Consider the following 21,431-nt stretch of genomic DNA (forward strand, 5'->3'; position numbering starts at 1 on the left):
AATAGCGAGGATGGTTCATAGTACACAAAAGTTAGTTTAATTGTATACAATCTGAACTGGAGGTTCGAATGGCAGTTATGAAAGCGATTGAAGCAGCGGTTGAAGTGCTTAAACGTGAAGGTGTAGACATCGCATTTGGTGTTCCCGGCGCAGCAATAAACCCTATGTATGCGGCTATGAAAAAGCTCGGAGGAATCGACCACGTCTTAGCTCGACATGTAGAGGGTGCATCGCATATGGCCGAAGGGTACACGCGTACCAATCAAGACAATATAGGTGTGTGTATTGGTACTTCTGGTCCTGCGGGAACGGACATGATCACGGGCCTTTATTCTGCGACTGCAGATTCGATTCCAATTCTATGCATCACAGGTCAGGCGCCGCGTGCTCGCCTTCATAAAGAAGACTTCCAAGCGGTCGATATTGAATCCATTGCTAAGCCAGTGACTAAGTGGGCGACTACGGTGCTGGAACCTGCACAAGTGCCACGCGCATTCCAAAAAGCCTTTCATTTAATGCGTTCGGGTCGTCCGGGGCCAATCCTGATTGATCTACCGATTGATGTTCAGCTGGCTGAGATTGAGTTTGATATCGATACTTATGAGCCACTAGAACCTTATAAGCCAAAAGCGACGCGCGCGCAGGTTGAGAAAGCATTAACCATGATGTCTCAATCGGAAAAACCGCTGATTGTATCGGGTGGTGGCGTGATTAACGCTGGCGCATCTGAATTGTTGCAACAGTTTGCCGAGATCACTGGTGTTCCTGTTATCCCAACTTTGATGGGCTGGGGCTCTATTCCAGATGATCATGACTTAATGGCAGGCATGGTGGGCCTACAAACCTCTCACCGTTACGGTAACGAAACCATGCTCAACTCTGACTTTGTGTTTGGTGTCGGTAACCGCTGGGCTAACCGTCATACCGGTTCTGTGGATGTTTACACCGAAGGCCGCAAGTTCGTACACGTCGACATTGAACCGACGCAAATTGGCCGCGTGTTCTGCCCAGATTTAGGCATAGTCTCTGATGCCAAGGCAGCGCTAGAGCTAATGGTTGAAGTGGCACAAGAGTGGCGTGACGCTGGCAAGCTGCCGAACCGAAATGCTTGGGCAAGTGAGTGTCAGGAACGCAAATCGACCATGCTGCGTAAAACCAATTTCGATGAAGCGCCAATGAAACCGATGCGTGTTTATGAAGAGATGAATAAGGCATTTGGTCGTGACACTTGTTATGTGAGCACCATTGGTTTGTCGCAAATTGCTGCCGCTCAGTTCCTGCATGTTTATAAGCCGCGTAACTGGATCAACTGTGGTCAGGCTGGCCCATTGGGGTGGACAACACCAGCCGCATTGGGTGTACGAGCAGCTGATCCTGATCGCGATATTGTCGCTATCTCTGGAGACTATGATTTCCAATTCATGATCGAAGAGCTGGCCGTTGGCGCGCAATTTAACTTGCCATACATTCATGTGTTGGTGAACAACTCGTACTTAGGTTTGATTCGCCAAGCACAGCGCCAATTTGATATCGATTATTGTGTACAACTGGCGTTTGATAACCAGAATGCGCCGGAGCTTGAAGGCTACGGTGTTGACCATGTAGCCGTTGTTGAAGGCTTAGGTTGTAAGGCGATTCGAGTTCGTGAGCCAGACCAAATTGCGGCGGCGTTTGAGCAAGCCAAAGAGCTGATGAACAAGCATAAAGTACCGGTTGTTGTTGAGCTGATTCTTGAACGAGTGACCAACATTGCGATGGGCGTAGAGATCAACGCCATCAATGAATTTGAACCGCTTGCCGAAAGCCGTGGCGATGCCCCAACAGCGCTAGCGTACAAGTAATCATTAAGTCATGTGTATCCGTAGAGCTGAGGTTTAGCTCTACGGAAAGTCTCCAATAGAGCGAGGCTTTACTACAAATAACCCAGATTTTTACATATAAAGAATAAGGACAGAGTCATGGCAAAATTTGCAGCAAACTTGTCGATGTTATTCACGGAAGTTGATTTTATGGATCGCTTTGAAGCTGCCGCAGAAGCGGGCTTTCAAGGTGTGGAGTATCTTTTCCCTTACGCCTTTGATGCTCAGGCAATCAAAGCAAAGCTCGACGCTAATGACCTAGAGCAAGTGCTGTTTAACTTGCCAGCGGGTGATTGGGACGCTGGCGACCGTGGTATTGCGGTAGATCCAGCGCGAGTTGAAGAGTTTCAAGCGGGTGTGCCTAAAGCGATTGCTTACGCGAAGGCTCTTGGCTGTACACAAGTGAATTGTTTAGCCGGGATTGTTCCGCAAGGTGTGACCCAACAAGACGCGCAATCGGCGTTTGTGATTAACCTGCATTACGCGGCAAACGCGCTAGCAGCAGAAGGTATCAGCTTAGTGATAGAAGCGATCAACACCCGCGATATTCCGGGCTTCTTCTTGAACACCACAGAGCAAGCTAAAGCGATCATCAAAGAGGTAGGGAGCGATAACCTTTCTATCCAATACGATATTTATCACATGCAAATTATGGAAGGCGATCTTACGCCGACCATGCAACAAAACATTGGCCAAATCGCACACGTGCAACTGGCAGATAACCCAGGCCGACACGAACCGGGTACTGGCGAAATCAATTACCCATTCGTGCTCAATTATCTTGATGAGCTTGGCTATCAAGGCTGGGTTGGCTGCGAATACAAGCCAAAAACAACAACGAGAGAAGGCCTTGGTTGGCTGCACCAGTACCGTTAATTGCGTCTGGTAACCCTCAAACGTTAAGGAGAACAACATGTCTAAAATTGCATTTATCGGAACTGGCATCATGGGTAAACCTATGGCGAGTAACCTTCAAAAAGCAGGTCACGATTTGATTCTGTCGGATCACTTTAATGCAGTACCTGCCGATCTTGTGGCAGCGGGCGCAACGGTCTGTCATTCACCAGCGGAAGCGGCTGAAGCTGCGGATATCATTATCTTGATGGTGCCGAATACACCTCAAGTAGAAGACGTCCTGTTTGGTGACAACGGCGTCGAGAAAGGTCTAACAGCGGGCGGAGCAACTGGGAAACTGGTTATCGATATGAGCTCCATCTCGCCTATCGCCACCAAAGCAATTGCAGCGCGAATTAATGAAGGCGGCGCGTCATACCTTGATGCTCCGGTATCCGGCGGCGAAGTAGGCGCTATCAATGCTGCGCTGACTATCATGGTTGGCGGTGAGCAAGACGCCTTTGATAAAGCACGACCTCTGTTCGAAATCATGGGTAAGAACATCACGCTGGTGGGTGATAACGGTGCAGGCCAAACGTGTAAAGTGGCTAACCAGATCATTGTGGCGTTGAATATTGAAGCGGTGTCTGAGGCGTTAGTGTTTGCTTCGAAAGCCGGTGCCGATCCTGCGCGCGTACGTCAGGCTCTATTGGGTGGATTTGCTAACTCTAAGATCTTGGAAGTACACGGCGAACGCATGGTTGAAGGCACATTCGACCCTGGTTTTAGAATCTCACTTCACCAGAAAGACCTCAACTTAGCGCTAACTGGCGCACAAGAGCTAGGGGTTGCACTGCCGAACACGGCCAACGCACAAGAGTTGTTTGGTGAGTGTGCCGAAATGGGTGGCGAAGGTTGGGACCACTCTGCGCTTATCCAAGCGATTGAGAAACGTTCTGACCACTCGATTCGCTAACCTCTTTTAAATGATGAATACGGGCTAGCATCGCATGTAATGTCGAATCGTGAATCTACTTTGCGCCTCGACAGCACCTCAATGAGTTAGCCCACCAGTTTCAAACAGTTTGTTTATAAATCGCGTAGTTTCGTCTCCTTTTATACGCGTTCCTGATACGAGGCAGAGGTTGAAGTTGTTCCTTTCCAACTTGATCTTAGCAGGCACCCTTTGGCCTTGTATCGGGGTTCTTTTTTTCTCCGTCAACTAAGGAGTGGCTGATGGACATTGATGCTAAGCAGTTTCTGCAAACCCTTTTCTCAAGTGCTGTTAATCAGGCGCTACCTAAAAATCACATCGAACCTTTTCTTCCTCAAGACATTTTTTATCGCTCTGCTAACCAAGCTGGGCGAACTGTCGTTATAGGAGCAGGAAAAGCAGCCGCGTCGATGGCTGCTGAGCTTGAAGCGGTTTGGCAAGCAAAGCAACAGCAAGATCTCGCACTGCGTGACCTTGAAGGTCTCGTCGTGACCCGCTACGAACACACCGCACCTTGCGAACACATTGAGGTGATCGAAGCGGCGCACCCCGTCCCGGATGCGATGGGCTTAGAAGTGAGCCAACGTATGCTGGAATTAGTGAGTGGCCTGAGTGCTGACGACACCGTTATTTGTCTACTGTCTGGCGGCGGTTCTGCTTTGCTAAGCCTGCCCGGTGGCGACATTAGCTTGGCTGAGAAGCAACAAATCAATAAGGCGCTGCTCAAGTCGGGCGCAGCCATTGATGAGATGAACTGTGTGCGTAAACACTTATCGTCTATCAAAGGTGGGCGACTAGCGAAAGCTGCGTATCCAGCAAGAGTAGTCTCTTTAGCGATTTCAGATGTGCCGAGTGATGACATTAGTGTGATTGCCTCTGGCCCAACCGTACCCGACACCACTACGCGTTTTGATGCGATGGCAATTTTAGAGCGTTACCAAATAGAAACACCACGCTCGGCATTTGAATGGTTAAATAATCCAGAGTCAGAAACCGTTAAGCCAGATGACGTCTGTTGGAAAAACGCAGAGCACCATATTATTGCCACGCCGATGTCGGCATTGGAAGCAGCCGCGGCAGAGGCCGAAGGTTTAGGTATTCCTGCTTATGTGCTGAGTGACTGCATTGAGGGGGAAGCTCGAGATGTAGCGAAGGTTCATGCTGCGTTGGCCAAGCAAGTGGCCAATCACAAGCACCCATTCGAGACGCCTTGCGTGATACTTTCCGGTGGCGAAACTACGGTAACCGTTAAAGGCAATGGTCGTGGTGGGCGTAATTGTGAGTTCCTTTTAAGCTTGTATAACGAGTTAAAAGGGCAGGAAAACATATTCGCTCTGGCGGCTGATACTGATGGCATTGATGGTGTTGAAGATAATGCAGGTGCGTGGATCACGCCTCAAACATGGCAACAAGGTTCGAGCCTGTCGCTTAAAGCGCAAGACTATCTCGATGCCAACAACAGCTACGACTTCTTTAAGCAAGTCGGTGTGCTGTTGACCACAGGGCCGACGCTAACCAACGTGAATGACTTCCGCGCAATATTGATTCTTTAACCTGAACAGTTCGAATAGACTGAAAAACCTTAAAGTTCGAAAACGCATACTATTGAATGGTCGCTTTTCTCCACATAAGAGCGACCATTTTATTGCTATCAATGTTGTGACCTCGAGTTCTGAGATTATCTTCTGGACTAATGAAGCACGTTGATTACTATGGCTTTAGTAATGAGCTGTAAAGGATGCAATATGTCTAGGATCAGACAAAAGAATCAAGATTTAATCATCGAAGTCGCGTGTGAACAATTCGCTACTCATGGATATGCCGCAACAAAAATGGCTGATATCGCGAAAGCGGCCGACATCCCTAAACCTAATGTATTCTATTATTTCAGCTCCAAAGATAAGCTCTACAACGCTGTGCTTGAAACCGTCACTCAGCCCTTGCTAGAAGCATCTCGTCCGATTGAAGAGCTCAGCGACCCTGTTGAAGCATTGTCTCAATATATTCAAACCAAGCTGATCATTTCTCGCGATCATCCGCACGCCTCTAAGGTATTTGCTAACGAAGTGATGTCTGGCGCTAAAGTATTGCCGAAAGATATTGGTGACGAACTGTATAAGCAATCCCAGATGATCCTTGATAAGTTCTCAACTTGGTCAGCACAAGGCTTAATGGATGACGTTCCTGTACACCACCTGATGTTTACCATTTGGGCGGCCACTCAAACTTACGCCGATTTTGGCTGGCAGATTTGTAGCGTGATGCAGAAAGAGCAGCTCGATGATAAAGACTATGAAGATGCCGCTGAATTCATCACCCAGCTAGTGATTAAAGGGTGTGGGGTTAAAGGAAGCAATTGAAAAACGGCGAATAGATTAGGTAATTAGTGACTCTACATAATCTTAATGCGTTCAGTAAAGTAAATGCCTTATCTAATGATAAGGCATTTTTTATGCTTAATGACTTTGATTTCTATTAACCGGAATTTATCCTACGACTAAGAAAAAGAGAGCGGTGGCGATAATACCAATCAGTGCATAAGGAAACTGTGTAGTGGCGTGCTGCATCGAAGTACAACCAGAACCTTGAGCTGACAATACCGTAGAATCACTGAAGAAACATGAGTGACTGCCTGCAGCTGATGCAGAAAGCAGAGCCGCTATAGTTAAATGTAGAGGCACGCCTAGTTGTTCACCCAGAGGTAACACGATTGGCATAGCAACTGCAAAAGTTCCCCAAGAGGATGCTGTTGCGAACACCAATGCACCCGTGATGATAAAGATAATTGCAGGGAAGTATGACGCCGATAAATAAGGGCTTACTGTTTCGATAACATACTGTGTGACCCCTAGAGAATCATTAACTGACTTAAGCATAAAACCACCAATCACAGTCGCCAGTGGTAGTAGCATTACCTTTATTCCGTCGTATACAGCTTCGAACATATCGTTCATCGAGATTAGGCGTTGGATACCATAAAAACAGATAGTGAAGATAATCGCGACAAATACACCAGCCAACAGGTCAATCCCAAAGTACCAGCTCGCACCAACCAGTACCACCATCGGCAATAAGAAGTTGATTAATCCCATCGTTGGGTTAGTGTGCGCTGTAATATCTGCGCCGAAGTCTATGTCAGTTGCACCGTCAGGACGTACTTGACCTTTCTTCGCTCGTTCTTCTGCTTGCTTCATTGCGCCTAAGTCTGGCAGCTTTTCTAAAGCAACAAGAAGAACGATTATCAATGTCACCCAGCCATAAGCCATATAGGGAATCGCTTCAATATAGGCTTTTATACCCTCGCCAGCTTCAGCAACACCATTAGCTTCAAGCAATGAGCTAAAGAAAATAGCCCATGTTGAGATCGGCACCAGAATACATATCGGTGCAGCGGTAGAGTCAACTAGATAAGAGAGCTTTTCGCGAGAGATATTGTATCCATCAGTGATCTTCTTCATTGATGAAGAGATCGCTATCGCATTCAGATAGTCATCAATAAAGATCATGATTCCGAGGAAAAAGGTCATTAACATAGATTGTTTACGGCTCTTAACCTTTGTCACCAGCATATCTGAAAAACTTAAGATGCTTCCGCCTTTTTCGAGAATCGCAATTAACCCTCCCATCAGGCCACAAACTAGAACGATCCATGCAATGGTTTCGTTCATCATTACATCCATCGATATGCCAACAATCTGTTCAACGGCTTCTGCCGGGTTCAGGAGTAGAACGCCTGCGATAGTCCCACTAAAGAGGGCTTCAACTGTGCGGTGAGTAGTTAAAGCGAACACCAGAACAAGTGCGGTAGGAAGGAGGCTCATCCATCCGTAGGCCTCGCCTTGTTGGTGGCTTAATCCAATAGCTGTGAAGAAAATGAAGGTCGCCACCACTAATAGAGAGACCATTATGTGTTGAGTGTTGATTTTCAGCGGCGCGTCCAACGCCTTGGTTTGCGTAGTCATACTTATATTTCCTTTATTTATGCTGAGTGCAACATCCAGTCGATTTCTAATGGGGTGATTTCGCGTTCAAACTCTGCAAGTTCACTCCGTTTACAAGCTAAATATAAATCGACAAACTCTTTAGATATGTACGGGGCCAGCTCACTACGTTCTAGCTGGTCAAGTGCTTCTGACATACGCAGTGGTAGGTCAATTGCATCATTACTGAGAGAGTTTGGACATTGGTCTTTGGTATAGTTTTCACTCGCTAATACTGCGGAAAGTACTACGGCAGCGAGAATATAAGGGTTTACGTCGGCTCCAGCGATACGGTGTTCAATTCGACGATTCTTACTGTCGCTAATAGGAACTCGTAGAGCGACACCACGGTGATTTTCGCCCCAGTCAGCTTTCGTTGGTACGTAAGCGCCTGGAACAAAGCGGCGGTAGGAATTAACATTAGGACAAATCAACGCCATGGAGTCAGATGTTTGAGCGAGCATAGCTGCCATGGTTTGATAAAAGAGATCGCTTGGCTGGTCGTTTTGTGCACTAAAGTGGTTATTGTCTTTGGAGTCCACCAAGCTGAGGTGAATATGCATACCGTTACCAGCTTGCTCGCTAAATGGTTTAGCCATGAAGGTAGCATCGAAATCATGCTGATTAGCGATTTGGCGAATAAGGCGTTTGACGATTATGATTTCATCGCAAACTCGTAATACATCTTTAGAGTGGTTGAAGTTTATTTCAAATTGCCCTGGTGCGGATTCTGACAGTGCACCTGAAGTATTTAATCCTTGTTCTTGAGCTATCTTGTTAAGATCGGCTAGAAAGTCGGCGTAATCATCCAATCCATCTAAGTCATAGACCTCGGTATCTTTTTCTCGTGATTTCTTGTTTGGATTAATAGCCGTCTGTAGAGCTCCCATCTCACCCCGCTTCCTATCTATTAAGTAAAACTCTAGTTCTAAGGCAACGCAGGGGTATTGGTCTTTTGCGTGTAATTTTTCGAGTATTTCACTGACAATATTGCGAATAAATAAAGGGTTTGGGTTATGGGCTGAGTCATCCATCATGCTCAACATTATCTGACCCACTTGTTCTTTGGCGGTTGGCATTAATGTGTCCGCAATAGGGAAACACATGTTGTCTGGTTCCCCCAACTCTTCACCTAGCCCTGCAGTTTCAACCACGTTGCCTTTGGTATCTAAGGTAATTGTCGAGAGAGGAAGAGCCACTCCTTTATGCAGTTTGTGTAACGCACTTACGGGGATACGCTTTCCTCTAGGTGTGGCATTGATGTCGGTGAAAATCAGATCAACAAACTCGATATTGGGCCATTTTTGTCGAAAATTTTTAACTTCCTGTAGATACGATTCCATTGTGTTCTCCAACTAGCCTCTATTAGGCAAATTAAAAACAACAAAAAAGAAACAAAACAATTGTAGCAATTAGACTAAAGTCTAGAGTTTAAAGGTTATTTCCTTTTAATACATATGCTTATATTGATAGTTTTTAAGTTTGTCATTTTATTGAAAGATATTTTTGTTAACTATTTTGTAACAGTTGATTGTGTTTTGCTCAATATAATGCCCATAAATAGTCTTTTTTTTGACCGAAAAAGCGAGTTTGGTCACGATTTGGTCATAATATCGAACATCTGTGTTGATAATTTTGTACATGGTTTGTAGTGTGGGTGTTAAATAAATCGAACACGGAAGTAACATGTCTAGAACAAGCAAACCCATTATTGGAATTGTTAGTTGCGCTAAAGAATTGGGTGGCTATCAAATTCAGGCAGTGAATAACTTTTACCTCACGGCTGTGAAAGACTTTGGTGGATTGCCATTGATATTGGCTCCGGATATGGCAAGTGAAGATGTTGAGCGCTTTCTTAACATTTGTGACGGTTTTTTATTTCCGGGGAGCCATTCAAATGTGGCACCACACCATTACAACGGCACTCACGAAGAGTCGAAGAAAGATGAAGCTCGAGATGAGCTTTCCTTTACTTTGATTCGTCAAGCGATAGACAAAGACATTCCGTGTTTTGGTGTGTGCCGTGGATTTCAAGAAATGAATGTTGCTCTAGGTGGTTCACTGAACCCGGCGGTTCATGATTCAGGCTTCAACGACCATCGAGAGAATGAGGTAGAAGACTTTGAAGAAAAGTACGCTCCATCACACGCGGTATTGGTGCAAAAACAAAGTTTGTTTGAAAAATGGCTGACTGAAAATCATTGGGAAAACACCATCTTTTTTGAAGTTAATACCCTTCATAACCAAGGGGTTGACCAATTAGCTCCTCAATTGACTGTGGAAGCTAAAGCACCGGATGGTTTAGTGGAGGCGTTTAGTCTTCCAGGGCAAAAATTCTTTGTTGGCGTGCAGTGGCACCCAGAATGGAAAGCAAAAACGAATCATTTCTCTCAAATTTTGTTCAAAGAATTTATGATGGCGGCTTCTCTATAAGTTAGGAGCCACCTACATGGACAACCAAGAGATTGGTAAGAATATTGTTCGCTTAAGAAAAGAACATGGATTGTCACAACGAGAATTAGCCGAACGAGCAGGTATTACACATAGTGCGATCTCTTCGATTGAGAATGCGAAGGTAAGCCCTTCTGTGAGTTCATTGCAGAAAATAGTGAACGTTTTTTCTTTATCTCTATCGGAGTTTTTCACATTTGAACAACCCAAAAGCGATGAAGTAAAGGTTGTCGTTGCACCTGAAGAGTTGATTGAAATGGGCAGCGAGTCGGTTTCAATGAAATTGGTAACCAACGGTAACAAAGAACAGGTCATTGGATTTTTGATTGAAGAGTATGCCCCCCACGGCACAACGGGTACGGCAGAAATTAAACATGAAGGCGAAGAGATTGGCACTATTCTAGAAGGCGAAATCACTCTGGAATACAAAGAGCAATCCTTTGTCCTTAAACAAGGTGAATCGTACATTATTGATACGACGCAGCCACACAAGTTTACAAATCACACAGACAAGGCTTGTCGAATGATAAGCGCGCATACGCCAACCACATTCTAAGTGGGCCTTGCCTTGTTGTGATAACAAGGAGAGCGTATGAAAACCCAAGAACAATGGATTGAACTTAAAAACAATCTAAACATCGAAAATCGTGCCTTTATTAATGGCGAATATAGCGCAGCTATTAGTGGAAAAACCCTAGATGTTGTTAACCCGGCTACCGACGAGATATTGACCCAAATAGCTCGTTGCCAAGAAGAAGATGTTGAGCTTGCGGTAACATGTGCTCGTCAAGTTTTCCTTTCTGGTGAATGGAGCAATAGTGCTCCGTCATATCGCAAAGCGGTACTCAGCCAATTTGCAGCGTTGATTGACCAACATCGTGAAGAACTTGCGTTGCTGGAAACTTTAGATACGGGTAAACCAATCAGCCACAGCGTTTCAACCGATATCCCTGGTGCTGCAAGCGCACTGCGTTGGTATGCAGAAGCTATCGATAAAGTGTATGGGGAAGTCGCGCCAACGGAACAAGATGTACACGCCTTTGTTTCTCATCAAGCTATCGGTGTTGTTGCAGCGGTAGTTCCATGGAACTTTCCATTATGGTTAGCTTGCTGGAAACTTGGCCCTGCATTAGCAACAGGTAATAGCGTTATTCTTAAACCCTCTGAAAAATCTTCTCTCACTGCTATTTATATTGGTCAACTCGCCAATCAAGCCGGCTTACCACGTGGCGTTTTTCAAGTTGTTACAGGCTTTGGCCATGAAGCCGGCGATGCTTTAGCGAAACACCATGAGGTCGACTGTATTGCATTTACGGGTTCTACTCGTATTGCTGGTCAATTAATGGTTCGTTCTGGTGAAACCAATCTTAAGCGTGTGTTTGCTGAGGCTGGTGGTAAGAATGCCAATATCGTATTTGAAGACTGCGAAGACCTCGATCGTGCAGCCGCGGAAACCGCTGGTGGTTGCTTCTATAACCAAGGTGAAGTCTGTGTCGCTGCAACCCGTTTATTGGTGCACGAGAGCATCAAAGATCGCTTTGTTGATAAAGTCATTTCTGCGGCTCAATCCTTTATGCCGAAAGATCCAATGGACACCTCATCTTCGATGGGAGCGCTCATCGATCAAGGTCACAAATCAAAAGTGCTTGAATATATAGAGCTTGGCCAAGCGGAAGGTGCAGTTCTTCGTTGTGGTGGTGATGTTGAAGGCAAAGGTGCATTTGTTGAGCCGACCATTCTTGACAACGTTGACAATAAAATGCGTGTCGCCCAGGAAGAGATCTTTGGTCCTGTACTTTGTGTTATTTCATTTAAAGATGAAGCGGAAGCAGTAGCAATCGCCAATGACTCAAAATACGGTTTAGGTGCGGCGCTTTGGAGCGATAACATTAACCGCGTACACCGTGTAGCGAAACAGCTTCAAGCAGGTTCTGTTTGGGTGAACAACTACAACGAAGGGGATATGACCGTCCCTTTTGGTGGGTTCAAAATGAGTGGTAATGGCCGTGATAAGTCACTGCACGCCATCGAAAAATTTACCGAAACCAAAACCACTTGGATTCGCCTTCAACCTTAGCCTGCTGATGAATAATAAAGGAATAGCAATATGAATAAGCATACGGACTCGTTTTATGCGAACTCTATACCGAACATGCCAGAGTTCCCACAACTGCAAGGAAACATTGAGTGTGATGTGTGTGTGGTAGGGGCTGGATTTTCAGGATTGTCAACAGCTCTTCATCTCGCAGAAAAAGGCTTTAAGGTTGTAGTGCTTGAGAGTGCCAAAGTTGGTTTTGGCGCAACAGGCCGTAATGGTGGACAGATCGTCAATAGCTACAGCCGAGATGTTGATGTGATAGAAAGCCGTTACAGCCAACCTCAAGCTAAAGCTTTGTGTGACATGATTTTCGAAGGCGGAGATGTCATTCGTGGTCTTATCGACAAATACGATATTGAGTGTGACCACAAACGCGGTGGACTATTTACTGCACTGAACAAAAAGCAGTTAAATGGTTTAGAGCACCATAAGAAAAACTGGGAGCGATATGGCAACGACCAGCTCACTATGTTGGATGCTGGTCAAGTTGAAGAGGCGGTCGGTACTCAAGCGTACACTGGTGGCCTACTTGATATGCGTGGCGGCCATATCCACCCGCTGAAATTAGCTTTGGGTGAAGCGGCAGCATTCGTTTCTCTTGGTGGTCAAATCTTCGAGCAATCAGCAGTAACTTCTATTGAAAAAGGTATTAGCCCTGTAGCAAGAACGGCGAATGGCAGTGTAAAGAGTAAATACTTGGTGCTAGCTGGTAACGCCTACCTAGGTGGATTGGCTCCGAATATTAGTAACAAAGCGATCCCATGTGGGACTCAAGTCGTGGCGACAGAGCCGCTTACCGATGAGCAATTGAAACAGGTTCTACCGAGCGACTATTGCGTCGAAGATTGCAATTACTTACTCGACTATTTCCGACTGAGTGCAGATAAACGATTGTTGTTTGGTGGCGGAGTAGTTTATGGAGCTCGTGACCCTCAAGATATTGAATCTCTAATTCGTCCTAAGCTAGAAGGTATTTTCCCTCAGCTTAAAGGTATCAAGATTGATTACACATGGACTGGTAACTTCTTACTTACCTATTCACGTATGCCACAGTTTGGCGCATTTGACGACAATATTTATTATTTGCAAGGCTACAGTGGTCATGGAGTTACCTGTACTCACTTGGCTGGCAAACTATTGGCAGAAGCCTTAACAGGGCATGCCGAACGATTTGATGCCTTCGCACAACTCAAGCACTACGCCTTCCCTGGTGGACGTCACTTCCAAATACCATTCACGGCAGTTGGCGCAGCGTATTACAACCTAAGAGACAAACTAGCTATCTAACCGGACGATAAGGAACATCCAATGAGTAGAGTAGTAAAATTTGCGGCCCTGCAACTGACCAAAAGCTGGGATCTGGAAGATAACCTAAATAAAGCTAAGCGAGCGATTCGTGAAGCTGCGAGTAACGGTGCCAATGTGGTTTTACCGCAGGAATTGTTCGCTGCCCCTTATTTTTGTAAGAAGCAAGAAGCTAAGTATTTTGAGTTGGCTGAGGAAGTAGACAACTGTCTGTTGATAACAGAGATGAGTGCATTGGCAAAAGAACTCGGGGTTGTGATTCCAGTTAGTTATTTTGAAAAAGCGGGCAATACCTTCTTTAACTCATTAGTGATGATTGATGCCGATGGCACTGTGCTAGATAACTATCGCAAATCACACATCCCGGATGGTACGGGTTACAGCGAAAAATACTATTTTAGCCCTGGAGATACTGGCTTCAAAGTATGGCAAACCCAGCTTGGTAAGTTCGGTGCTGGTATTTGCTGGGATCAATGGTTTCCGGAGCTTGCTCGTAGCTTAGCGTTACACGGTGCAGAAGCCATTTTTTACCCAACCGCTATTGGCAGCGAACCACAAGATCCAACTTTAGATTCTCGTGATCACTGGCAACGCACTATGCAAGGCCATTCAGCCGCAAATTTGGTTCCTGTGATTGCGTCTAATCGCGTAGGCACAGAATGTGATGATGGCATTGAAACCACATTCTACGGTTCTTCTTTTATTACTGATCATACTGGTGGCAAGTTGTCAGAAGCGCCACGTGATGAGGAAGCTATCATTTATGCGGAGATTGATTTAGCCGCAGCGGCTCTAGCGCGTCACTCGTGGGGGCTGTTCCGTGACCGCCGCCCAGATCTATATGGCTCTGTGGGCAAACTAGCGGTTTAAAGGGGCAGACTATGCAGTTACCGACAACACCACTGCAAGATGGGTTCTACTTTCCTGCTGAGTTTCATCCTATTGAAGAAGTTTGGTTAGCTTGGCCAGAAAGACGAGACAATTGGCGTGATAATGCCCTTCCTGCCCAGCAAGCATTCGCTAGCATTGCGAATGCGATAGCAGAAGTGGCTAAGGTTTGTGTCGCCGTGAGTGCGAAGCAATTTGATAAGGCGCGAACATTGCTTCATTCAGACATTCGGCTTGTTGAAATCCCATTCAATGATGCGTGGATGCGTGATATTGGGCCCACAGTGTTGGTGAATCAAGACGGCGAGCGTCGTGGAATCAACTGGCAGTTTAACGCTTGGGGTGGTGACTATAATGGCCTCTATGAAAACTGGCAGCAGGACGACCTAGTGGCTAGCTCAGTATGTGACATTATCGGAATTGATCACTACAACGCCCCATTCGTTTTAGAGGGGGGCTCAATTCATACCGATGGTGAAGGTACGCTCTATACAACAGAAGAGTGTTTACTTAGTCCGGGACGCAACCCTGAGTTGAATCAACAACAGATAGAAACACATCTCAAAGAATATCTGGGTATTGAAAAGGTCATTTGGCTGCCTAAAGGATTATTCGATGATGAAACTGACGGACATGTTGATAATTTGATGCATGTGATTGCCCCGGGGAAAGTGGTATTGAGTTGGACAGATGATCCTTTAGACCCACAATTCGCATTATCTCGTCAGGCGGAACAAGTGTTAAAAGATCAATCTGATGCTAAAGGTCGAGAGGTTGAAATCATCCGCTTACCGTTGCCAGGGCCTTTGCACTATAGCGAAGCAGAAGCTAGCGGAATTGATAAAAGTGACGGAATGACACGTGATGCAGGGGAAAGGTTAAGTGCTTCTTATGCCAACTTTCTTATCGCGAATGGCTATGTGTTTTTGCCATTGCTCGATGATAGAACTGACGAGCAGGCAATAAAAATCTTGCAGCAAGCGATGCCTGAACATCAAGTCGTTGGTATACCAACGCGTGAGGTTTTGCTTGGTGGAGGCAATATCCATTGCATTACTCAGCAGATCCCTGCTTAAGAAAATTATTAAAACAATGAGTTATTGGTTTTCTACTTGGTAGGGTAACTATCAGTAGACGACAAAGTAAAGCTGTCAAAAGGAATCACCATGCAACAAATTACAAATCAATCATTGCTGTCGTTTATGGTGCCAAATCAAGACCAAGGTATTGCTGTAAGTAACCCCGCGACGGGTGAAATACTTGGTTATGCACCAGTGTCATCTGAATACGACATTTTATCTGGTGTTGAGCGTGCAAGCGTAGCACAAAAAGAGTGGGCTTTGCTGCCAGCTAAAACCCGTTCAGGTTTGCTACAAAAATGGTATCAGTTGTTACTTGAAAACAAGGAGGATCTAGGTCGCCTGATGACGTTAGAACAAGGCAAACCATGGGCAGAAGCACAAGGTGAGGTGTTGTATGGCGCAAGCTTTATAGAATGGTTTGCTGAAGAAGCTAAACGTACCTATGGTGAGACAATCCCAGCGCCAAGTAGCGACAAACGCCTTGTTACTATTAAACAACCCATTGGAGTTGCTTGTGCGATTACTCCGTGGAATTTTCCAATTGCAATGATAACTCGTAAGGCAGGTCCAGCACTTGCGGCTGGTTGTACTTTTATTGTGAAACCGGCTGAATCAACACCGCTATCTGCTTTTGCTGTAGCTGAGCTAGCATATCAAGCGGGTATTCCTCGTGATGTAATGCAAGTGGTGTTGGGAGCTAATTCTCGTCAAGTTGGCGGTATTTTCACCTCACATCCTCTGATTCGTAAGCTCTCTTTCACGGGTTCTACGCAAGTTGGAAGAGTGTTGATGCAGCAAAGTGCAAACGACATCAAGCGAACATCAATGGAACTTGGCGGTAATGCACCATTTATCGTGTTTGATGATGCGGATATTGATGCGGCAGTGCTTGGTGCAATGGCGTCTAAGTTTCGTAATGCCGGTCAAACCTGCGTCTGCGCTAACCGTTTTTATGTACATAACAAGGTGTACGATGAATTTGTCGAGAAATTCGATGCAGCAGTGCAGCAGCTTAAGGTAGGCAATGGTTTAGAGGAGGGTGTAAATGTTGGTCCTGTAATCAGCGAATCAGCAAAACAAGGAATTCAGTCCCTCATTGACGGTGCAATCGAACAGGGCGCGAAACTTGTTACTGAGCCGAAAACTCTTGATGGTCTATTCATGCAACCTGTCGTTCTCAAAAACGTTACGCATGATATGGATATTGTCTCGCAAGAGATCTTTGGCCCAGTCGCTCCGGTGATCAAATTTGATGATGACCAGCAGCTTATCGAAATGGCTAACGACACTATCTATGGCTTGGCGTCTTACTTCTATAGCCAAAATATTCACCGTGTATGGAAGATAGCAGAAGCGTTGGAATACGGCATGGTAGGAATTAACGAAGGCATGATCTCTACCGAGGTGGCCCCTTTCGGTGGAGTTAAGCAATCCGGTATCGGGCGTGAAGGGGCAAAACAAGGTATCGATGAATACATGAGCATCAAATACCTCTGCTTTGGCGGCAACTAATCAAAGGACATGACAATGACAAATCAACAACTACATCAAAGAAGAAGCCAAGTTATCGCTCAAGGCATGGGCGCACTGTACCCACTTTATGTTGAAAAAGCAGAGAATGCTCACGTGTGGGATGTGGATGGAAATAAATATATCGACTTTGCTGCTGGTATCGCGGTGACGAATACAGGGCATGCAAATAAGCGTATCAACGAAGCGGTAAAGGCTCAACTGGATAACTTTTCACACACCTGTGCGATGGTGACGCCGTATGCATCCTTTGTTGAACTGGCAGAAAAGCTTACAGAACTCGCCCCCGGTGACAGTTATAAAAAAGCGATTTTCCTGACAACAGGAGCTGAAGCGGTTGAGAATGCCGTAAAAGTAGCACGAGCTCATACTGGCCGCAGTGGTGTGATTGCTTTTAAAGGTGGCTTCCACGGTCGTACCAATATGACTATGGGGCTAACGGGTAAAGTTGCGCCTTACAAAGCGGGCTTTGGCCCATTCCCAAATGAAATCTTTCATGCACCTTACCCAAATGCCTTTCATGGCGTAAGCACAGAACAAAGTCTACAAGCGATCGATGATTTGTTTGCGTGTGATATTGAGCCATCACGCGTGGCGGCGATAATCTTTGAGCCTGTGCAAGGTGAGGGCGGTTTCTATCAAGCTCCTGCGGAGTTTGCTCAAGGCTTGCGTGAGTTGTGTGATAAGCACGGTATCATGTTGATCGCGGATGAGATCCAAACGGGTTTTGCGCGTACGGGTAAAATGTTTGCGACAGAATACTTGGGTATTGAACCCGACATGATGACCATGGCAAAAGGTATTGCAGGTGGTTTCCCTATCTCTACGGTAGTGGGAAAAGCCGTTGTTATGGATTCGGCACTGCCAGGTGGCTTAGGTGGTACTTACGCTGGCTCTCCGTTGGGTTGTGTGGCTGGCCTAGAAGTCCTAAAAATTATCGAAGAAGAGCAATTGTGTGCTAAGGCCATGGGTATTGGTGAGGTTGTGAATGCCCGTATGAGCAAGCTACAAGAATCTGTCCCAGCTATTGGTGAAATACGTACCACTGGAGCGATGATGGCAATTGAGTTTACTGACCCAGAGTCAGGCAAGCCATTGCAGGACTTAACTAAAGCGGTGATAGCGAAAGCACAAGAGAATGGTCTTATCCTGCTTTCGTGTGGTGTAAAAGCGAATGTAATTCGTCTGCTTCCACCATTAACTATCGAATCTGAAGTACTGAGCGAAGGCTTAGATAAGCTTGAGAAAATTATTCTTGAAGTGGCGTAGGTTTCTTCAGCCTTAAATGTAAAAAGGACATCTCTCGATGTCTTTTTTTGTATACGCTGTTTCTTGTAAGAGCCGCTTTTGAATAGATGCCGCTTTTATACATCGTTTCGAGAAAAGTTCGCAGTGCAGCCAGAGCTGTTTGATGTCGAGTCTGAATGCGTGTTATCAGTCAGAGTTGATGTCCAACCGTAACTGTCTCCGATGCGTTTTACGATGATTAGGCCAAGGCCGTGTTCAGTTTTTGTATCATCACTCAACCCTGCGCCAGTATCAGAAACGGAAATTGTGTTTGAGTTGATGGTCACCGAGATTTCACCTTGCGTGGTAAATCGAATCGCGTTTTCAATGTAGTTCTTCAATACCATATTCACCAGTGGCAACGGCATGTTGAGCGTGGTGTTTGGTGCAACGTTTAGCTCTAACGTGACGCCAGAAGCCAACATCGTGTGGTACTTCGATAAATCGATAGTGGCATCGTCGATAACGGTGAGTGTTTTTTCGGTTGAAGAGTTCTCTTGTTTAACAATGTTCAATAAAACCTCAACGGTGGAACTCATGCCATTGGCCGCTCCAAGAATGCGCTCGCGTTGTTTGGTTTGAAATGCTGGGTCGTTCGGCTTCATCGCTTGCAATTCGGCAGCGCCAAGAACAATCGCTATCGGTGTTTTTAATTCATGACTCGCGTATTTCGCAAACATCATCTCTTGCTTGGCAAGTCGGTCTTTCATTTTTGAGTAACTGTTGAGGTGTGAGGTAAGCATCTGCAATTCATCAACGGTATTCGTCGGGACATGGAAGTTATCAGACTCATGTTTGCTGAGTTGAGTGCTGAGGTTTCCAATCGGTGCCATCAGTTGGTCGAACACTTGCTTGAGAGTAATCCGCAACACAATGATCAGTCCGAGCATAAGCAAAGTTGAGATTGCCATCAATACACCCCAACTGTCGTCCCACAAATCCATATCAAAAGAGCTGATGGCGATGTAAGTCGGAATGTTTTTGCCTTGATCTTCGAAGGAGAAGTGATAGACGATCACGCCGGGAATAATAATGTCTTCTTCAGAAAGTCTTAGTTCAAAACGTTGGCGATCCACGGTATCCAATGCCATGGGCGGTAGTTTTTTGAGTTGGTCGGTAAAGTCGCCTTCACCATAATAAGCCGTCACGTTGTTCGAGAGCTTTAGGCTACCTTCGGGTGAAAGGCTTTTGTAGAATTGTTCTGCCACACCTTTAAATGATTTTAGGTGGCTCTCGATTTGAGCCTCTTCCTGCCAAACTAAACGAAGTGAGAACACAAAAAATACCACGCATGAAGAAACCAGTGCGATGACAGCAAAGGTACGCATGGTGCGGATCCTGACATCCTCGATGGAGTTGCCTAGCTTGGTTCGAATCTTCATGTTTATTGCGGCTCACTTGCTGATAAGATCAATTGAAAACCGTGTTTAGGAATCGTCTTTAACATAGGAAACTTGAATGGCTTATCGAGGACGTTTCTTAACAAATAGATATGGCTACGGAGTACATCTTTGTCAGGAATGTCATCGCCCCAAAGCATGAAGATTAAGCTTTCACGAGATACGACGCCGCCTTGAGCCTTCACCAACTCTCTCAGAATCTGAAACAAGATAGGTGTCAGAGTTAGCGTTTGTCCGTCTCTTGAAGCGGTGTGTGTCTTTTCATTAATCGTCACCTCGCCATAACTTAAGGTTTTTTGGGCAACCAAGCCTTTATTGCGTTTGATGAGCGCGCAAAGACGAGCTTCTAGTTCTGGAAACTTAAACGGCTTAGTGACAAAATCATCCGCGCCAGAATTGAAGCTGTTTAATAGATCTTCTTGGCCATTCAAGGCCGTTAGCATCAAAATTGGTGTCGTTACGCCATTTTGGCGCAGTTTAGTGGCCACTTGCATACCATCAAACTTGGGCAGCATAACGTCTAGGATAATTGCATCGAAGTCGTTCTTCATAGCTAGCTTGAAGCCTTGATCGCCATCGGAAGCAAAGTCTGCAACAGCCTCTTTGACCTCTAAGAAGTCGGCAATAATGCCTTGTAGTTCGATATTGTCTTCAACAACTAAAATACGACTGCGCTCAAGCATCTATCTGCTCCATTAAAATATCTGCTCTAATCAAAACATCGACTCCAAACAAAAACGTAGCCTATCCAAAATCATGTCGAATTTATGTCTAATTGATAGCGTTAATCAAAAAAATTCAACGTCTTCCGATTATTTTTCAATGTCGAATCGACTTCGACTTTAATTCGACAAAGACAGTTCAACAATAGCTCACATCAATAGGTGAAGGCTGAATTATGAAAACTAAAATTATCGTGCTGGCTGCACTTCTCGGTGTCTCAACGACTCAAGCATCAATAACTCAAGCAACAGAGCTGATCGGTCACGTTCAAGGGTTGAACAAACACAGTGTCGTGGCAGAAGTGCCCGGAGTCGTGGAGATGAATAACCTTGAAGTGGGCGACGCCGTCAATCAAAAACAAGTACTTGCTCAGATTAAAGCCAACGATTTTAAGTTTAGCGTGGATAAGGCTAAAGCGAATCTAGCCCTTGCTGAAGCGAATCTTGCATTACGAAAAGCAACCTATAACCGCTATCAAGCCCTTATCGAAAAGAACAGCCTCTCAATGGGTGAGTTAGATACAGCACGTGCTGAATTTTTAAGTGCAAAAGCGTCAGTGTCTGTGGCTCAAATTGACTACCAACAATCTCAAGTGGATCTTGAAAATACTCAGATTGAATCTCTTATTTCGGGTTATATATCCAACAAACCCGCGCAATCGGGAGCTTGGGTAAGCGAGGGGGACTTGCTTTATGAAGTGGTCAATATTGATAAGGTCACTCTGTCATTTATGGCAAGTGAGTATGACCTGAAACACTTCACTGTTGGTCAAGAAGTGGTGGTGTGGTCTGAAACCAACCCTGAGATAAAAATGGAAGCGAGCGTGCAACGCATTGGTGTCGAGATGCAAGATTTAACCTACCCGGTATTGGTCGAGATCACCAACCAAGGTCATCAGTTTAAGCCGGGTATGTCGGTGTACGCCTCGACAGATCTTGCAGTGAAAAATATGACAACCGCTCAAGCACCATCGACCTCGAACCAAGGTAAAGGGCAGTAG

At 45.5% G+C, this 21,431-nt stretch carries 18 protein-coding genes; 14 read left to right on the forward strand and 4 right to left on the reverse strand.

What is annotated here, in order from left to right; genetic code table 11:
* Window positions 1–68: 68 nt before the first annotated feature.
* The 5 genes from gcl to AC3CID_RS16060 all read left to right on the forward strand — a co-directional run bounded on the left by gcl (window position 69) and on the right by AC3CID_RS16060 (window position 6,047).
* Window positions 69–1,841 carry a glyoxylate carboligase gene (gene gcl / locus AC3CID_RS16040; protein ID WP_488527673.1) on the forward strand — a complete coding sequence of 591 codons (1,773 nt, stop codon included), beginning with the start codon at window positions 69–71 and terminating at the stop codon, window positions 1,839–1,841.
* A 117-nt stretch (window positions 1,842–1,958) separates the two neighbouring features.
* Entirely contained in the window at window positions 1,959–2,735 is a 777-nt protein-coding gene (gene hyi, locus AC3CID_RS16045) for a hydroxypyruvate isomerase (RefSeq protein WP_473578766.1), read from the forward strand.
* A 37-nt stretch (window positions 2,736–2,772) separates the two neighbouring features.
* The gene (locus tag AC3CID_RS16050) at window positions 2,773–3,669 is read left to right on the forward strand and encodes a 2-hydroxy-3-oxopropionate reductase (protein ID WP_488527674.1); all 897 of its coding nucleotides are present in this window, start codon (window positions 2,773–2,775) and stop codon (window positions 3,667–3,669) included.
* Window positions 3,670–3,929: 260 nt separating this feature from the next.
* Window positions 3,930–5,240 (forward strand): glycerate kinase type-2 family protein, encoded by a 1,311-nt coding sequence (locus AC3CID_RS16055; protein ID WP_488527675.1) that lies wholly within the window; start codon window positions 3,930–3,932, stop codon window positions 5,238–5,240.
* A 192-nt stretch (window positions 5,241–5,432) separates the two neighbouring features.
* On the forward strand, window positions 5,433–6,047 hold the full coding sequence (locus AC3CID_RS16060; RefSeq protein WP_488527676.1) for a TetR family transcriptional regulator C-terminal domain-containing protein: 615 nt from the start codon (window positions 5,433–5,435) through the stop codon (window positions 6,045–6,047).
* Between the two features lie 126 nt (window positions 6,048–6,173).
* Here the strand turns inward: AC3CID_RS16060 and AC3CID_RS16065 are convergent, their stop codons facing one another.
* Both AC3CID_RS16065 and AC3CID_RS16070 read right to left on the reverse strand, forming a co-directional pair.
* Window positions 6,174–7,649: a Na+/H+ antiporter NhaC family protein gene (locus AC3CID_RS16065; protein WP_371715896.1), complete on the reverse strand. Its 1,476-nt coding sequence runs from the start codon at window positions 7,647–7,649 to the stop codon at window positions 6,174–6,176.
* A gap of 17 nt (window positions 7,650–7,666) precedes the next feature.
* Window positions 7,667–9,010 carry a glutamine synthetase family protein gene (locus tag AC3CID_RS16070; protein ID WP_371715897.1) on the reverse strand — a complete coding sequence of 448 codons (1,344 nt, stop codon included), beginning with the start codon at window positions 9,008–9,010 and terminating at the stop codon, window positions 7,667–7,669.
* A gap of 343 nt (window positions 9,011–9,353) precedes the next feature.
* On the opposite strand from AC3CID_RS16070, the gene AC3CID_RS16075 reads away from it, so the two are divergent.
* The 8 genes from AC3CID_RS16075 (at window position 9,354) to gabT (ending at window position 18,290) form a co-directional block, all read left to right on the forward strand.
* Entirely contained in the window at window positions 9,354–10,100 is a 747-nt protein-coding gene (locus AC3CID_RS16075; RefSeq protein WP_428784688.1) for a gamma-glutamyl-gamma-aminobutyrate hydrolase family protein, read from the forward strand.
* A gap of 16 nt (window positions 10,101–10,116) precedes the next feature.
* Window positions 10,117–10,674 carry an HTH-type transcriptional regulator PuuR gene (gene puuR, locus AC3CID_RS16080; protein WP_371715899.1) on the forward strand — a complete coding sequence of 186 codons (558 nt, stop codon included), beginning with the start codon at window positions 10,117–10,119 and terminating at the stop codon, window positions 10,672–10,674.
* Window positions 10,675–10,710: 36 nt separating this feature from the next.
* A complete protein-coding gene (locus AC3CID_RS16085) occupies window positions 10,711–12,195 on the forward strand; it encodes an aldehyde dehydrogenase (protein WP_488527677.1) in 1,485 nt (494 codons plus the stop codon).
* 30 nt (window positions 12,196–12,225) lie between these two features.
* The gene (locus AC3CID_RS16090; protein WP_371715901.1) at window positions 12,226–13,503 is read left to right on the forward strand and encodes an NAD(P)/FAD-dependent oxidoreductase; all 1,278 of its coding nucleotides are present in this window, start codon (window positions 12,226–12,228) and stop codon (window positions 13,501–13,503) included.
* A gap of 21 nt (window positions 13,504–13,524) precedes the next feature.
* On the forward strand, window positions 13,525–14,391 hold the full coding sequence (aguB, locus tag AC3CID_RS16095) for an N-carbamoylputrescine amidase (protein ID WP_488527678.1): 867 nt from the start codon (window positions 13,525–13,527) through the stop codon (window positions 14,389–14,391).
* Between the two features lie 11 nt (window positions 14,392–14,402).
* Complete coding sequence (gene aguA, locus AC3CID_RS16100; RefSeq protein ID WP_488527679.1) at window positions 14,403–15,485, forward strand: agmatine deiminase; 1,083 nt, start codon at window positions 14,403–14,405, stop codon at window positions 15,483–15,485.
* Window positions 15,486–15,575: 90 nt separating this feature from the next.
* A complete protein-coding gene (locus AC3CID_RS16105) occupies window positions 15,576–17,003 on the forward strand; it encodes an NAD-dependent succinate-semialdehyde dehydrogenase (protein ID WP_076675022.1) in 1,428 nt (475 codons plus the stop codon).
* Window positions 17,004–17,018: 15 nt separating this feature from the next.
* Window positions 17,019–18,290, forward strand: a complete 1,272-nt coding sequence (gene gabT / locus AC3CID_RS16110; RefSeq protein WP_488527680.1) for a 4-aminobutyrate--2-oxoglutarate transaminase — start codon at window positions 17,019–17,021, stop codon at window positions 18,288–18,290.
* Between the two features lie 95 nt (window positions 18,291–18,385).
* Here gabT and AC3CID_RS16115 read toward each other — a convergent pair whose 3' ends face one another.
* Both AC3CID_RS16115 and AC3CID_RS16120 read right to left on the reverse strand, forming a co-directional pair.
* A complete protein-coding gene (locus AC3CID_RS16115; RefSeq protein WP_488528014.1) occupies window positions 18,386–19,636 on the reverse strand; it encodes a sensor histidine kinase in 1,251 nt (416 codons plus the stop codon).
* 56 nt (window positions 19,637–19,692) lie between these two features.
* Window positions 19,693–20,391 (reverse strand): response regulator transcription factor, encoded by a 699-nt coding sequence (locus AC3CID_RS16120; protein WP_488527681.1) that lies wholly within the window; start codon window positions 20,389–20,391, stop codon window positions 19,693–19,695.
* Between the two features lie 215 nt (window positions 20,392–20,606).
* Between AC3CID_RS16120 and AC3CID_RS16125 the strand changes: the two genes are divergently transcribed.
* Complete coding sequence (locus AC3CID_RS16125; RefSeq protein ID WP_488527682.1) at window positions 20,607–21,431, forward strand: efflux RND transporter periplasmic adaptor subunit; 825 nt, start codon at window positions 20,607–20,609, stop codon at window positions 21,429–21,431.

The organism is Vibrio sp. QJM3NY_21 (genome assembly GCF_057785975.1).